The 14,860-nt window shown below is 63.8% G+C and carries 13 protein-coding genes; all 13 read right to left on the bottom strand.

All coding sequences use genetic code 11. The annotated features are described in order from the left end of the window. Nucleotides 1–21 precede the first annotated feature (21 nt). The gene (locus tag XH81_RS34250; protein WP_028145350.1) at nucleotides 22–1,041 is read right to left on the bottom strand and encodes a zinc-dependent alcohol dehydrogenase; all 1,020 of its coding nucleotides are present in this window, start codon (nucleotides 1,039–1,041) and stop codon (nucleotides 22–24) included. A 149-nt stretch (nucleotides 1,042–1,190) separates the two neighbouring features. Continuing rightward, nucleotides 1,191–2,138 (bottom strand): sugar-binding transcriptional regulator, encoded by a 948-nt coding sequence (locus XH81_RS34245; RefSeq protein ID WP_197905462.1) that lies wholly within the window; start codon nucleotides 2,136–2,138, stop codon nucleotides 1,191–1,193. A gap of 97 nt (nucleotides 2,139–2,235) precedes the next feature. Next, nucleotides 2,236–3,765, bottom strand: a complete 1,530-nt coding sequence (locus XH81_RS34240) for an alkaline phosphatase D family protein (RefSeq protein WP_028145352.1) — start codon at nucleotides 3,763–3,765, stop codon at nucleotides 2,236–2,238. After that, nucleotides 3,762–4,523: a glycerophosphodiester phosphodiesterase family protein gene (locus tag XH81_RS34235; RefSeq protein ID WP_028145353.1), complete on the bottom strand. Its 762-nt coding sequence runs from the start codon at nucleotides 4,521–4,523 to the stop codon at nucleotides 3,762–3,764. The genes XH81_RS34240 and XH81_RS34235 overlap by 4 nt, the downstream gene beginning before the upstream one ends. Before the next feature lie 9 nt (nucleotides 4,524–4,532). Continuing rightward, entirely contained in the window at nucleotides 4,533–5,453 is a 921-nt protein-coding gene (locus tag XH81_RS34230; protein ID WP_028145354.1) for an ABC transporter permease subunit, read from the bottom strand. A gap of 4 nt (nucleotides 5,454–5,457) precedes the next feature. After that, entirely contained in the window at nucleotides 5,458–6,495 is a 1,038-nt protein-coding gene (locus XH81_RS34225) for an ABC transporter permease subunit (protein WP_080670316.1), read from the bottom strand. Continuing rightward, the gene (locus tag XH81_RS34220; RefSeq protein WP_063615352.1) at nucleotides 6,492–7,823 is read right to left on the bottom strand and encodes an extracellular solute-binding protein; all 1,332 of its coding nucleotides are present in this window, start codon (nucleotides 7,821–7,823) and stop codon (nucleotides 6,492–6,494) included. Before XH81_RS34220 ends, XH81_RS34225 begins: the two co-directional genes overlap by 4 nt. A 168-nt stretch (nucleotides 7,824–7,991) precedes the next feature. Beyond that, the gene (locus XH81_RS34215; RefSeq protein WP_028145357.1) at nucleotides 7,992–9,617 is read right to left on the bottom strand and encodes an FGGY-family carbohydrate kinase; all 1,626 of its coding nucleotides are present in this window, start codon (nucleotides 9,615–9,617) and stop codon (nucleotides 7,992–7,994) included. A gap of 22 nt (nucleotides 9,618–9,639) precedes the next feature. Continuing rightward, a complete protein-coding gene (locus tag XH81_RS34210; RefSeq protein ID WP_028145358.1) occupies nucleotides 9,640–10,368 on the bottom strand; it encodes an SDR family oxidoreductase in 729 nt (242 codons plus the stop codon). 27 nt (nucleotides 10,369–10,395) lie between these two features. Beyond that, nucleotides 10,396–11,652, bottom strand: coding sequence for a sugar ABC transporter permease (locus XH81_RS34205; protein WP_271596789.1), 1,257 nt, complete (start codon nucleotides 11,650–11,652; stop codon nucleotides 10,396–10,398). Continuing rightward, nucleotides 11,649–12,473, bottom strand: coding sequence for an ATP-binding cassette domain-containing protein (locus XH81_RS34200; protein ID WP_038974191.1), 825 nt, complete (start codon nucleotides 12,471–12,473; stop codon nucleotides 11,649–11,651). Before XH81_RS34200 ends, XH81_RS34205 begins: the two co-directional genes overlap by 4 nt. Nucleotides 12,474–12,533: 60 nt before the next feature. After that, nucleotides 12,534–13,607 (bottom strand): ABC transporter substrate-binding protein, encoded by a 1,074-nt coding sequence (locus XH81_RS34195; RefSeq protein ID WP_028145361.1) that lies wholly within the window; start codon nucleotides 13,605–13,607, stop codon nucleotides 12,534–12,536. Nucleotides 13,608–13,807: 200 nt separating this feature from the next. After that, entirely contained in the window at nucleotides 13,808–14,692 is an 885-nt protein-coding gene (locus XH81_RS34190; protein WP_028145362.1) for an AraC family transcriptional regulator, read from the bottom strand. Between the last annotated feature and the right edge of the window lie 168 nt (nucleotides 14,693–14,860).

The raw sequence follows: 14,860 nt of genomic DNA, 5'->3' as shown, positions 1-14,860 counted from the left end.
ACTTGCGAGAGAGCGCTCAATCTACGGGCAGATGATTGCCTTGATGATGCCGTCGCGCCGCGCGACCTGCTGCTCGAACGCGGCAGGCGTCTGGTCGAGCGAGAAACGATGCGTGGCCAGCGGCGCCAGCTTGACCTGCCCGCCTTGCGCAAGCGCGATGGCGCGCGGATAAACTTCCGGCATGCGCCGTGAAAACTTGATCGACAGGCCCTTTCGACGCGACTCCGCGCCGCTGAGGACGTACTGATTATTCTCCGGGATGCCGACGAGGACGACCCGGCCACCGATGCGGGCGCAGCGCGCCGCATGCTCGAAGCCGTGCGATGAGTCGGTTGCCTCGATCACCAGATCGACGCCGCGGCCTTCGGTGGCGTCCCCGACCTCGGCGTAGCTGCGGCACGCCACGTCCGCCCCGAGGTCGCAGGCCAGTGCAGTACGCTGCTCGACAGGGTCGATCGCGATGATCTTTCCGCTACCTGCAAGCCGCGCCAGTTGCACGAGCAGCAATCCCACCGGCCCGCAGCCGAGCACGGCCACGCTTTCCAGAAGCCGCGGGCGCGCCAGATCCATCGCATGGATCGCGACGCCAAGCGTCTCCAGGATCGCCGCGCCGGCCGGGTCGATGCTGTCAGGCACCAGATGCACGGCGGATCGGGGCACACAGACGAATTCGGCCATGGCGCCGTTGTGAGGCGCGTAGCCCAGGAATTTCACGTTGGGGCAGAGATTGGTGTGACCGCGGTGACACCATTCGCAACGGCCGCAGGGAATGGAAGGATCGACCGCCACCAAAGCGTCGGCCGAGAACCCCGCTTTTCGCGCCGAGTCCGGCGTGAGGACACCCGAGAACTCATGGCCCAGGACGAACGGCCTGACTTGGGTCGGGCCAGTTGTTCCGCCCTCGAGATAGGAATGCAAATCGCTGCCGCAAACGCCGACAGCCTTGACGCGGATGATGAGTTCGTCCTCCGCGAGCGGCTTCGGCTCGGGGATATCGAGGACGCGGATGTCACGAATGTCCTGGAGCACCGCAGCGCGCATGTCGACGCCATCCTTCTGAGCAGTTGTCTCCCTCATATTACATATGTAATCCTTAAGTGACAAATGCTTTTGCACGCCGTTCGGCGCGCACGGGGCCTCGCGCCCTCGGTGCCGAAGGCGTGGATCCCCTCTTCGTTGTGAGAAAGCGGCTATTTCTGCTTGTCGATCAGTTTCAGCGCGGCGACGGCGGTGTTCTCGTCCGTCACCAGCACCTTGCCGATCCGCCCGCGCAGCACCGCGGCGATGATCGGCGCCTTGTTGAGCCCCCCGGCGATCAGCATCGACGTCGGCACGCGCGCCAGCTTCTCGAGCGGCAGCGCAATGGCGCGGCTGTTGATGCCGTGATCTATGGGCCGGCCGGTCTTGTCGAGAAATTGCGCCAGGACGTCGCCGACGGCGCCTGCCGCCCGCAGGTGCTCGGCACGAACGTCCGGCGGCAGCCCATGCCGCATCAGCAGCGAGCGCGGCGTCAGATCTCCCATGCTCAACAGCGCTAGATCGATCTTCTCAACGCTGTTCAGCACCTCCTGATAGACCTCCTGGGCCAGGAAGGTGTCGCGCGAGCGCCGGCTGCTGACAAAGATCGGGGCGGCCAGATAGCTGCACTGGGCGTGCAGCCGGTGCGCGAGCTCGCCCGCAATCTCGAAGGTGTTGAGCTCGAGTCCCCGCGACAGGCCCCCCATCATGGAGACGATGGAGAGCTCGGGATAGTCCGCCGGCGTGACGTAACGGATGGTCTCACGCAAGGTCGCGCCCCATCCGATACCGATGATGCGCGGCCGCTTCTGTTCGAGGAATTTCGATAAATACGCGCCCGCCGCCATCCCGATCAGGCTGCCGACCTGCTCGGGATTCCCCGGGCTCGGGATGACGACCGCGTCCTCCAGACCGCATTCCCGGCGCAGGCGGTGCTCCAGCTCCGTGCAGCTCGCAAAGGCGGAGTTGAGGCGGATGTTGACGATACCGGTCTGCCGGGCATCCGACAGCATGCGATTGACGCGGGCGCGGGTCAGCCCCAGCCGCTCGCCGATCTCGGCCTGGGTCAGGTTCTCCATGTAGTAGAGCCAAGCGACCCGCAGGATGGTTTGATCAGTCACGGCGCAGCCCCCCGCAGCGGCCCCAAGGCACAGTCAGACGTCGGAGCATTTGAGGCGATCTTTCGTTGGTCGTCAAATCTCTGCGATGCGGATTTCGTCATGCGGCCTTCGCGCCCGGCACGCCATCCTCGACCACAAAGCTCGTCAGCCGGCGCACCGCGCTCGCGGCATCCTTGACGTCGTCGAGCGCCTCGAATCCCACAGTGCAACGCCGGGCGTCGAGCTCCACGGTCGCATAGCCGCGCTTGTCGCCTCGCGCGTAGACCAGATGCGGATTCTCCGCCAGCGCCTTGCGCACGCTGGCTTCGCTCGGACCGTCTGAGGTGATCGACGTGCCGACGAACTCGGTCGCAATGGTCGGTCGATCTGGCCGGGCGAAATCATGCTTCAGATCGGCGGCAAAGAAGGCGTGACGGTCGCCGCCGATCACGATCGGATTGCGTCGGCGTTGCGCCACGAGCGAATCGAGGAGACGGCGGCGGGCGTTGGGATAGCCGTCCCAGCCGTCCATCCAGAAGTGAGCACCATCGTCCCCTTCCCGCTTGTCCTGCGCCATCAATGTCTGCTGCGCGACGATCGTCCAACGGCCGCGACAGTCGCGCAGGCGGGCATCGAGCCACTGTTCCTGTTGTTCGCCGAGCATTGTCCGCGCTTCATCCGTCCGGCTCGCACAGTCAGCCACCCAGGTCGGACGCCCGCTTCCGACGCAGGCCGATGCCGAGCGATATTGCCGGTCGTCGAGCAGCAGCACGTCGAGCATCTCGCCGAAGCGATAGTGTTCATAGATCGTGGCGTCGGCGCCGCGCGGGCGCGCCGAGGGAGGCAGCGGCATGTGCTCGTAATAGGCCTGATAGGCTGCCGCACGGATCTTGAGGAACTGAGCAGCATCGCGCGCCGTATAGGAGCGATCATTGGCATAATCGTCCATCACCTCGTGGTCGTCCCAGACCGAAAGCCAGGGAAAGGCAGCGTGCGCGGCTTGCAGGTCGGGATCGCTCTTGTAGAGCGCGTAGCGGTTGCGGAATTCCTCGAGCGTCGTCGGAATTCCGACGCCATGCTGGCGGACGTGGCGCGATCCCCAGGATTTCTCGTAGATATAGTCGCCCAGATGTACGACGAGGTCGAGATCACGCGCGGCCATGTCGCGGTAGGCGGTAAAATAGCCTTGCTCGTATTGCTGGCAGGATGCGAAAGCAAAACGTAAAGGCCGCGCCGCCCTGGCGGGCGCGGTTCGGGTGCGTCCGACCGGGCTGAGCGCCGGGCCGGCGCGGAAGCGATACAGGTAGACGCGGTCCGGCAGCAGCCCCGTCGCCTCGGCATGCACGGAATGCGCAAGCTCCGCGGTCGTCCGCACGACGCCGCGGGAGGCGATGCGCGAGAAGGCCTCGTCCTCCGCAACCTGCCATTCGACGTCCACTGCCGCGTCCCGCATGCCGCCGCCCTCGAGCGGCTGCGGAGCAAGGCGGGTCCACAGGATGACGCGATCCTCCCGCGGGCATCCGGACGCAACACCGAGCGTGAACGGATCCGCGCTGAACGAAACCGGCGCTCCCCGCACGAACCCGGCGGGTGCAGCCAAGGCGGCGCTCGCCAGCGATCCCACGAGAAAGCGGCGGCGGGGAATCATGGGCGCGCCGGCATCGTTTCGAGCCTGCGGCGAATGCTCACGGCGATATCCGGCCGATCGGTCGTGATCTGCCGCACCGGTTGCGAGAGCCAATAGGCGATATCCTCCGGCTCGTTAGTCACCCATGCGCCAAGGCGCTCGGATCCGAGCACCTTGAGGGCGAGCGGCAACGCGAGCCCCAGGAGTGATTTTTCGACCGCGACAATGCAGCCGGGAATGGCGGCCAATCGCGTCAGCGCAGGCTCAATTCCGCCCATCATCTCCGCCGAACGACGGTCGAGCGAAACGAGCACCCGCGCCTCCGGCCACAGCCGGAGCACGGTCTCGATCACGCCGGGCACGAAGCAGGTGATGATTGCACGCCGTTCCAGGCCCCGGCGCTTGATCTGGTCGATCAGCCTCGCTTCGAGGCCCGAATAGGAATTGCCAAGCGCATCCGTCTTGATCTCGATGTGGAGCTCAAGCGTGGTTTCGCTGAACACGTCGAGCACCTCGTCCAAGGTCGGAATGCACTCATCGCCCGCATCACGAAGACGCATTGCCGTCAAGCGTTGCAGGCTGCGCTCGCCCACCGGTCCGCTCTCGAATGTGGTGCGGTCGAGCAGCGGATCATGGATCACGACGACACCGCCATCCGTGCTCTGATGGACGTCGAACTCGACTGCGTCGACCCCTTCCCTGCACAGGTTGCGGAAGCCCGTCAGGCTGTTCTCTGGCCAAAGATTGCGTCCGCCGCGATGCCCGGCGATGAAAACCATGATCAGTCCCTATTTGCTGCTGTCGACAAGACCCTTGATGAACCAGCGTTGCAACAGCAGGACGACCAACACCGGCGGCAACATCGTGAGGAGCGCACCACTCATGGCGATGTTCCAGGCTGGCTCGCTGTCGGAGCGGGGAATCAGGCCCTTCAACGCAATGACCGCCGTTGCCATCTCCTTATCGGTCGTGAACAGCAAAGGCCAGAGATATTGATTCCAGCCGAACAGGAACAGGATGATGGCGAGCGCCACCATGTTCGGCACGGATAGCGGCAGCAGGATGCTCCAGAAGAAGTGCAGCGGCGAGGCGCCATCCAGCCTCGCCGCCTCGCACAGCTCCTCCGGGATCGTCAGGAAGAATTGGCGAAACAGGAACGTGGCGGTGGCCGAGGCGATCAGCGGAAGGATCAGCCCCGGATAGGTGTTGACCATGTTCCATTCGAGCGCGATCGCGACCTCGTGCCCGCTGATCCAGCGCCAGAGATCGGCGACACGCAGCGTATCCAAGAGCCATTGCAGCGGCAGCGCGGCATTTGCCACGGCTTCGAAGGTCGGCACGATCCGGACCTCGATCGGCAGCATCAGCGACATGAAGATCAGCCAGAATGCGAGCATTCGATAGCGGAATCGGAAGTAGGTGATGGCGAAGGCGGAGAGCAGCGATACCGCGATCTTGCCGGCCGTGATGCCGAGCGCCACGATAATCGAATTCGTGAAGGTGCGGCTGAAATTGCCCTTGCTCCAGGCCAGCTGCAGATTGTCGAAGAACTGGCCTCCCGGCAGCCATGGCAACGGCACCTTCTGCACCTCGGCCACCGTGAGCGAGCCGGCCACGAACGCGAAATACAGGGGTATGCAGACCGTCAGTGCGCCCGCGATCAGGATCGCGTGGCAGAGCATGTTAAGGACGGGTGAGCGTTCCACCATGCGGCTAGACCCCGTAATTGACCTTGCGGTCGAAGTAGCGGAATTGCAGCAGCGTGCAGATCAGCGCAAAGCTCATCAAGAGAACCGACTGTGCAGCCGAAGAGCCGAGATCGAGATTGACGAAGCCGTCGACGAAGACCTTGTAGACCAGAATGTTGGTTGCACCGGCCGGGCCGCCTTTGGTTACGGCATCGATGATGGCGAAGGTTTCGAAGAAGCCATAGATGAAATTCATCACCGTGAGGAAGAAGATGGTGGGCCCGAGCATCGGCAGCGCGATCGAGACGAAGCGGCGGATCGGTCCCGCGCCATCCACGGCGGCAGCCTCCATCAGCGACACCGGCACCGCGAGCAGCCCCACGACCAGAAAGATATAATCGTAGCAGATGTGCTTCCATGACGCGGCCAGTGTCACCAGGATCAGCGCATCGGTCGGATTGAGGTTGGGGTCCCATGCAATACCGAGCCCGTGCAGCACCTGCGCGAGCGGGCCGACCGCCGGATTGAACAGGAAGGCCCACAGGATGCCGGCGATCGCGGGCGCAATGGCATATGGCAGCAGGATGATCGTGCGATAGGCCGAACGGCCACGCACGATCCTGTCGGTGGCAAAGGCCAGCACGAGCGCGCTGCCCAATGTGAGCACGTTCTGCGCCACCGTGAACCAGAACGTCACCGCGATCGACTGGCGGTAGTCGCCGCTCGCAAGCAGCGTCTTGAAATTGTCGAACCACACGAACTGAACGTTGGTCCCGAACGGATCGCTGAGCAGAACGGACTGCATCAGCGCCCGCAGCGACGGAATGAAGAAGAAGAACAGCAGGATCAGCAATTGCGGCAGCAAGAGCAAAGTCGGCAGGCCCGGACTGTCGCCGAAATTGGCGCGCTTCAGTCCGGCCTCCTCACGCGGCCGCCTTCTGCCCGACCGACGCGAGCTGCCGGCGACTGCCGCCGGCACGGCCTTGAACCCACCACCCCCGCGCCTTCCATGAAGCACGGGTGCGCGTGCCTCGCGCCATGGGATGGACAGGCGCAACGTCATGGACGCTCGGTTTCCGGAGTCTTCCCGGCATTCAGCTTTTCGAACTGCCGCAGGATCTCGTTACCCCGCTTGACTGCGTCATCCATGGCCTGCTGCGGCTGCTTCTGACCGGCGAACACCGCCTCGACCTCCTGGCGCTGGGCCAGCATCGTCTGCACGAAGTTGCCGAAGCGAAAGCCGCGGGAGTTCTCGTTCGGCGTGCCGCGCGAGAGCTGCAGCACCGCGATCTCCCTGGTCGGATGATCCTTGTAGTAGCCCCGCTCCCGCGCGACCGCATAGGCGCGATTGGTGGCGGGAACATAGCCGGTTGCGCCATGCCACCAGACCTGGGTTTCCGGCTGCGCGACGAAATCCAGAAAGGCTGCGACGGCCTCGTATCGCTCCGGCGTGTGGCCCTTCATGACCCAGATGGCCCCACCCCCGATCGTGCTGTTGAGAGGCGGATTGATGTCGCTCTCGTGCGGCAGGAAGGTGGCGCTCCAATTGATGGTCGCATTGCGCTCGATGTTGCCGTGCGAGGCGGTCGAATTGACGAAGGTCGAGCACCGCCCCGACGTGAACAATTGTTCCGGACTGAAGCCCTGACCCGCGATCTGCATCACGCCGTCATCGAGCCATTTCTTGAGCCGCGCGACTTGCGACACCACCTTCGTCTTGTTGTAGACGAACTCGGTGCCGAGCCCGTCGAAGCCGTTCGCTAGCGTACCGTAGGGCTGATTGTTGATGGCGCTGTAGTTCTCGAGCAGGCTCCAGTAGAAATCGCCTGGCAGGACCGTGCCGCACTCGCTGATCCCCTTGGACTTGATGGTGTAGAGCTGCTTCTCCAGCTCCTGCCAGGTGTCGGCCGGCTTGTCGAAGCCGGCCTTCTGGAAGTGATCCTTGTTGTACCAGAAGATCGGCGTCGACGAGTTGAAGGGCATCGCCGACATCCGGCCCTTGTAGCTCCAGAAGCTTGCGACGGGCTTGATGAAGTCCGAGAAGTCGATCTTGTAACCTTTCTGCTCCACCAAATCCTGCACGGGGACAATGGCCCCTGAAAGCAGCATCGTCATGTAACCGCGCTCGGCGATCTGCACCATCTCCGGCGGCCGCTTGGCGCGATAGGCGGCGATCACCCCGTTGGTCACCTCGTCATAGTTCCCCTTGGCGACCGCGACGATCGTGTACTTGTCCTGCGACTTGTTGAACTTCTCGACCAGCTCATTGAGCCGATCGCCGAGGACGCCACTCATGGCGTGCCACCACTGGACCTCGACCCGCGCCTGCGCCGGACCCACCAATGCCAACGCGCCGAACAAGGCCGCAATGAATGCGACTTTCCTACCCATGGGCAGCCCTCCCTTCGCCGGACAAAAATGCCCGTCATATACATTTGTATTCTTACAATGACATATGTGTCGAGATGATGAAAGAGGGGCGAATGCCCTTTCCTACGCAGGCAGCGCCGACGTGGATGCAAGCCGTGCCTGGATACGCCCGGTCCAGCTGGCAATGGGCTACGAAGCGCTTCTGATTGCCCGACCGACCTTCTGCAGGGCCTCGAAAGCTCGAAAGCGCCGATCGGCCCAGTCTGCGAGAGCGGCCTGGGGTCGAGAGATGTCTCCCAGAACCGACATCGCCTCCATCGCCTCGCCGAGATTGTCATGGTCGCCCGATGCAACTGATCCAAGCATGGCGGAGCCGAGCAGGACGGCCTCCGGGGATGCCGACGCAGCCACCGTCAAACCCGTCATATCGGCGAGGACCTGCCGCACAAGGCGGCTCTTTGCGGCGCCCCCGCTGACCACGATCGTATCGACCGCGATGCCCTTGTCCTGCTGGGCGCGAACGATCTGCCTGGCCCCGCAACCGAGACCGCACAGGCCGGCAAGATAAAGCGCCAGCAAGCTCTCCAGATCCGAGCGCATATCGAGCCCGGCAATCAGCGCACGCGCTTCGGGGTCCGCGAACGGCGCGCGATTGCCGAGGAACTCGGGGACGACATGAACCTCGCCGACCAATTGCGGAATCATTCCGTCACCGCCGCGCGATTCGGTTTCCGAAGCGAGCCAATCGGCAAGCGTCTGCTGCTTCTGGCGTGCCGCCTGCGTCGCTTGCGCGGAATGCGGATGCATCTGCAACAGATGCTCGATGGCAGCGCCGGCGGCCGACTGCCCGCCTTCATTAAGCCAAAGCCCGGGCACCATGGCGGAGAAATAGGGTCCCCACACGCCGGGGACGAAGGACGGATCCAGCGTGGTCGTCATGGTACAGGCGGACGTTCCGAACACATAGGCCATGCGCGTCAGCACCGTGCCCGCCGTGCCGCGCGCGCCCACCGTACCAACACCGCCGGCATGTGCATCGATGAGGCCGGCAGCGACCGGCGTACCCGTCGCAAGTCCGAGATCGGCCGCAGCCTCCGCCGTCAGGCCCGCCGCAAGCCTCGTTCCGCCGGGCACGATCTCGGTGCCGATCCTCCGGAACTGCTCGTCCGCTAGCACGCCGAGGCCGACCCTGCGGAAGAATTGATCGTCCCAACGGTTTTCGTGGCCCAGATAGGTCCACTTGCACGTCACGGTACAGATGGAGCGAGACAGGCTCCCCGTCGCACGCCAGGTGAGAAAATCGGTCAAGTCCATGAATTGCCACGCACGGGAAAACGTATCGGGCATGTTTTCGGCGAGCCACAACAGTTTCGGCGTCTCCATCTCGGGGGAGATCGTTCCGCCGACATAGTCGAGAACCGTCTCGCCCGTCTGGTTGATCCGGCGAGCCTGATCGGCGGCGCGGTGATCCATCCATACGATGACATTGCGAGCAGGATCGCCGGACGGCCCGACGGGCAGCGGCGCGCCCCCTTCGCCCAGCACCACCAGCGAGCAGGTCGCGTCGAAGCCGATGCCGGCGATGCAGTCCGGCGCGATGCCGGCCTGCGCCACCGCGCCGCGCACGCTGCGGCATACGGCACGCCAGATGTCCTCGCTCGAGTGCTCGACGATGTCGCCTGGCTCCCGCCAAAGTGCGATGGGAGCGTTGTCACTCGCAAGGAGCTTGCCCGAGCGATCGAACACGCCGGCCCGCGCGCTGCCGGTGCCGACATCGATGCCAAGAAAATGTTGGTCATCGGATTGTTTGGTCATCTGGATCGCCAATCGGAGAGAGCTACAGATCGTTGCTCTGCGGCAGAATGACGAGGTCGCGGATGGTGACGTTCCTCGGACGCGTCAACATGAAAAGCACCGCCTCTGCGACCTCCACCGGCTGCATCAAGCCACCTGCCGCCATTTCTTCCTCGACCTTCTCTTTGGGCCAGTCTTTGATGAGCGCGGTCACGACCGGACCGGGTGCAACGGCGCCGACGCGCAAACCGTGTTTGGCGACCTGGCGGCGCAGCGTATGCACGAAAGCCTGCACTGCGTGCTTGGAGGCGGTATAGATCGGCTCCCAGACGACGGGGACGAGACCTGCGATCGAACTGGTGACGATGATGTCGCCGCTTTTGCGTTCGACCATATGCGGCAGCACCGCATGGATCGACCGGAACAGCGCATTGATGTTCAAATTGAGCATGCGGTCCCAAGCGTCGGGATCGCCGCCAAGCACCTCACCGCCGACATAGGCACCTGCATTCGCATGGAAGATGTCCAGCTGGCCCGCCTTCTCCAGCACCTGCGGCATCACGGCTCGCATGCTCTCGGGATCGGTGAGGTCGATGCGTAACGGAATCGCCTGATCGCCCAGCTCCGCGCAGGCTTTGCTCAGCGCCTCCTCCGCCCGATCGATCAGCACCACCCGCGCGCCCGCGCCGATCAAAGCTCTGGCGCATTCGAGACCGATGCCCGATGCGGCTCCGGTGATCGCGGCAACTTTTCCTGCAAGTTCCTGGGCCAAGGCTTGTCCTTTTCTTGTTCGAGTTATTCAAGCTCGGCCATGGGAGAGACGCGAGCGCCGTGCCAGCGAATCGACAATGACCGCAATGGCGAGGACCGCACCCGTAATCATGTACCGCAGCGACGAGGAGAGATCGAGCAGCGTCAGGCCGCTCGCGATGGACTGGATGACGATCACGCCGAGCAGAGCGGAATAGGCGGTCCCGCGACCGCCGAACAGGCTCGTGCCACCGATGACCGCGGCGGCGATCGCGTTGAGGTTCACATCCCCGGTCCCGGCCTGCTGGCTGGAAGATGCCAGCCGCGCCGCGGCAAGAATGCCGCCGGCCGCCGCCAGCGTGGAGCAAAGCACGAACGCGGTCAGATAGACCCGGCGAACGTTGATGCCGGCCCGGCGGGCCGCCTCGCGATTGCCGCCGACGGCAGACATCGAGCGGCCCCATTTGGTCCGCGTCAACGCGTAGTTCATGACCACGCACAGGCCGACAAACAGACCGAACATCCACGGAATGCCGCGGCCGAGATTGAGATAATAGACGACGAATTCGAGCGTGACGGTGACCAGCAGCGCCTTCAGCACCATGCGGCCGAGCGAACTGGCCGATAGCCCCGCCTGCCGCCGGCGCATCGCTGTGCGATAGCTGGTCACGAACATCACAAGGCTCGCAACCGCCGCCAGCACGTAGGACACGATTGGCGGCATGACGAGCATCTGCCCGAAATTGACCAGTGGCGATCCGTACGGAAGGTTGATCGAGCCCGAGGAGCCGAGCAGATACAGCTGCAGGCCGAGCCAACCCAGCAGGCCGGCCAGGGTCGAGACGAAGCTCGGCATCCCCAGGCGATTGAACAGAAATGCGTAGAGCGCGCCGATGGCAGCGCCCAGCACCAACGCCGTGACGATCGCCACAGCGACGGGCCAATCCTGACCGACCCAAAGCACGCCGACGAGCGCTGAAGCGAACCCGCTCACCGAACCGACCGAGAGGTCGATCTCGCCGACCATCAGGATACAGACGATGCCCAGCGAGATCACCCCCACCGTCGAACAATCGAACAGCAAATTGACCAGATTGTTAGGCGCCAGAAAAACAGGATTGAGACTCTCGAACGCCGTGCAGATGACGATGAGCCCGACGACCACCGGCAGCGAACCGAGGTCGCCCGACCGCACGCGGTCCACAAAGGCGCTGATCGTATTGCCGAGCGTGTCCGCGTGCCTGACCCGCTCGTCGCTGCGGTCGAGCAGGCGCGCGGTCGAAATCTGTTGCGTGTCGTCGGTCATCGCCCAAGCTCCGGCGACAGATGGGCCCGGCGCCGGCTGGCGCGGCGCGAGACCGAGTTTTCGTCCGCACCGGTGATCGCGGTGACGAGATCCTGGTTGGAAGCGTCGGGCTCGAACTCGCCGTTGTTGCGGCCGAGGCGCAGCACCACGATCCGGTCCGCGACCGCGCGGACGTCCTCCATGTTGTGGCTGATCATGATGACGCCGAGGCCGCGGGCGCGGACGCGCTCGACGAGGTCGAGCACCTCGGCGGTTTGGGCGACGCCGAGCGCGGCGGTGGGCTCGTCGAGCAGGATGAGCTTCGGCTCGGTTAGCAGTGAACGCGCGATCGCCACGGTCTGGCGCTGTCCGCCGGAGAGCGAAGCAACCGGCTCACGCACGCTCGGGATCCGCGCCGACAATTCGTTGAGCAGCGTCCAGGCGCGGAGCTCCATCGAGACCTCGTCGAGCCGCATCGGATTGAGCTCGCGGCCGAGGAAGATATTTGCGACCACATCAAGATTCTCGCAGAGCGCAAGGTCCTGGAACACGGTGGCGATACCAAGACCGAGCGCCGCGGCGGGATCGGATAGGGTGACAGGCTCGCCGCCGAAGGCGATCGTTCCAGAGCTGGGCTGGTGCACGCCGGCAAGGATCTTCACCAGCGTGGATTTTCCAGCACCGTTGTCGCCCACGAGCGCCACGACCTCGCCGGCATGCACGTCGAGATCGACGTTGGTCAGGGCGGACACGGCGCCGAAATGCTTGGAAATTCCGCGAAGACTCAAGACCGGCTTGCGCGGTCCGCCCTGCGCGTGATCGACATCCGAGATCGTGGTCATGTGCCAGTCCGTCCTCTCGTCGTTCGTCCCGGCCGCCGCGAGCGGCCGGGACGGACGCAGTTACTGCGTGATGCCGAGCTTCTTACAGCCGGCGGCATAGCGGCCCGTGCAGAGTTGATCGGCCGTCTGGATCTTCTTGTCGATGATCTCCGCCTTCAGGTTCTCCTGAGTGACGACCGCCGGCACGAACAGCTTCGACGGCGCATTGAAGAGCGTGGTTTCCGCCTTGGGTGTCTCGCCGGAGAGGAACTTCACCGCGGCCTGGGCCGCCGCGGCGGCCACGATCTCACTGGGCTTGGAGATCGTGTTGTACTGATCGCCGGCGATGACGAGCTGAAGCGCGGCGATCGTCGCATCGTTGCCCGTCACCGGCGGCACTGGATCGACGCCAGCGGCCTTGAAGGCGGCAATTGCGCCGCCGCCGGTGCCGTCATTGGCCGCCACGACGCCGAGAATCTTCTTGCCAAAGCGAGTGACCTGGCCGCTCGCCCATTGCTGCGCCTTCGGCGGCGCCCAGTCCGGCGTGTCGTATTCGGCGAGAATTGGATAGCCGCTCTTGTCGAGACCGGCGTGAATGCCCTTCTTGATGAGCCCCGCGGCGGCATCGGTCGGCGATCCATTGATCTCAAGCACGCCCTCACCTTCCTTCGCCGTGACGTTGGCGGCCTTCAGATGCTTGATGAGCGATTCGGAGATGGCCTTGCCGATGGCTTCGTTATCGAAGGAGACGTAGAAATCGACCTTGGCGTCCGGGACCGGCCGGTCATAGGCAATGACCTTGATGCCCTGCGACTGTGCCATCTTGACCAGGGAGGCGGCGGCGGTCGAGTCGACGGGGTCGAGCACAATCACCTTGGCGCCCTGCGAGATGACCGAGTTGAACTGCTGTTGCTGCCGTGTGGCATCAGCACTGGCGTTCTGATAGATCACCTTGCAACTTGCGCAGAGCTTCTTCATCTCCGCAGCGAAGCCCGGATAGTCATGTTGTTCGTAGCGGGTGGACGCCTGATCCGGCATCAGGAAGGCAACGGTCGCGTCCTTCACCTCTGCGGCCTGCGAGAACATGGCTGTTGTGCCAAGCAGCGACAGGGCCAGGGCCAGTGTGCCCGTATGTTTCGGGGAGAACCTTTTCATTCGGACTTTCCTTTCCAGAACTAGAGTGCTGTGGTTGATCCTTGAAGACGGGCCTTCGCGGCTCCCGTCGCCGGCGACGATGAGTGCCGGTGCTCCGAAGCCGCGCGGAATTCCTGGACAAGCGATTCCTGTCGCGGGCTGCCATCGGCATGCCCGCGTCATTCTTCCCGTGGTGGTCTCCTCCTTTGCTTTTTCGCCGGCTAGGCCGCGCGTGCCGAATTGATGTTCTGCGCGAGCAATCGCCTAAAGCGCGAAGGCGGCATGCCTTTCTCGGCCAAAAACTGCCGGTTGAAATTGGAGAGATTGTTGAAGCCGACCTCGAAGCAGATGTCGGTGATCGACGCCTGCTCGTCGCTCATCAAGATCTGGCAGGCGAGATTGATGCGCAGCCGCTTGACGTATTGCACCAGCGACATGCCCGTGTGCCGGCGGAAGGAGCGCGAAAACGCGCTCTGCGATTGGCCGGCGATGGCCGCAAGCTCGGCTTCACCGAAAGGCTGCGTCAGGTTCTGCCGGATGAAGGCGAGCGCCTTGTTCATCCCCGCGGACATGTATCCTGAGGGGTCAGGCAAATAGTTCGGGCTCGAGAGCGGACGCGCGCTTCGGGCGCGGGAGAGCGTTCCCAGGATCATCAGGAACAGCTCGATCCGGCGCACACCGTTCGCCGTCGCGATCTCCTCCATGAGTGGCGCGACCGCTTCGCTTGTGCTGCGGGTGAAAAGCGCGCCGCGGCGGGAGAATTCCAGCAGCGAGGCAAGGCCCGAAAGCTCAGGCATGACCTTTATCAGGTCGCCGATGAATTCTTCGCTGAACTGGAGGACGCGTCCCCGCAGCGGAATGGTGGTCTCCGCCGGCAGATCGCTCACCCAATTGTGCGGCAGGTTGGGGCCGGTAAGAACGAGATTGCCCGGTTCGAATTCGCCGATGAAGTCGCCGACGAAATACCGACCGCTGGTCGCCACGACCTGGTGCAGCTCGTATTCTGGATGGAAATGCCAGCGGACCGTGTGGAATGGGTAGCCGTGCGACCACGCCTTGAACGACTCGCCGCGCCGTATCTGGACAACTTCCAGGTCCGGTTCCATATCCGCTCCCTTCGGGCCGGTGCGGTTTTTGATGATCCGCCCCTGTTCCCTTGTCGGCTGAATTTGCTCAGCGCTTCCTCTCGTTAGGGATCGTAGCGACCGGTATCCGGGCCCGCCACCACGATTTCAATGTGCAACTGATACTTTTTTGATGTGCAGCTCACAGCG

The sequence above is a fragment of the Bradyrhizobium sp. CCBAU 25360 genome (genome assembly GCF_028128695.1).
GTDB classification, from domain to species: domain Bacteria; phylum Pseudomonadota; class Alphaproteobacteria; order Rhizobiales; family Xanthobacteraceae; genus Bradyrhizobium; species Bradyrhizobium ottawaense.
Note: the sequence above shows the minus strand (reverse complement) of the source record. Positions and strands in the feature narration are given on the sequence as shown.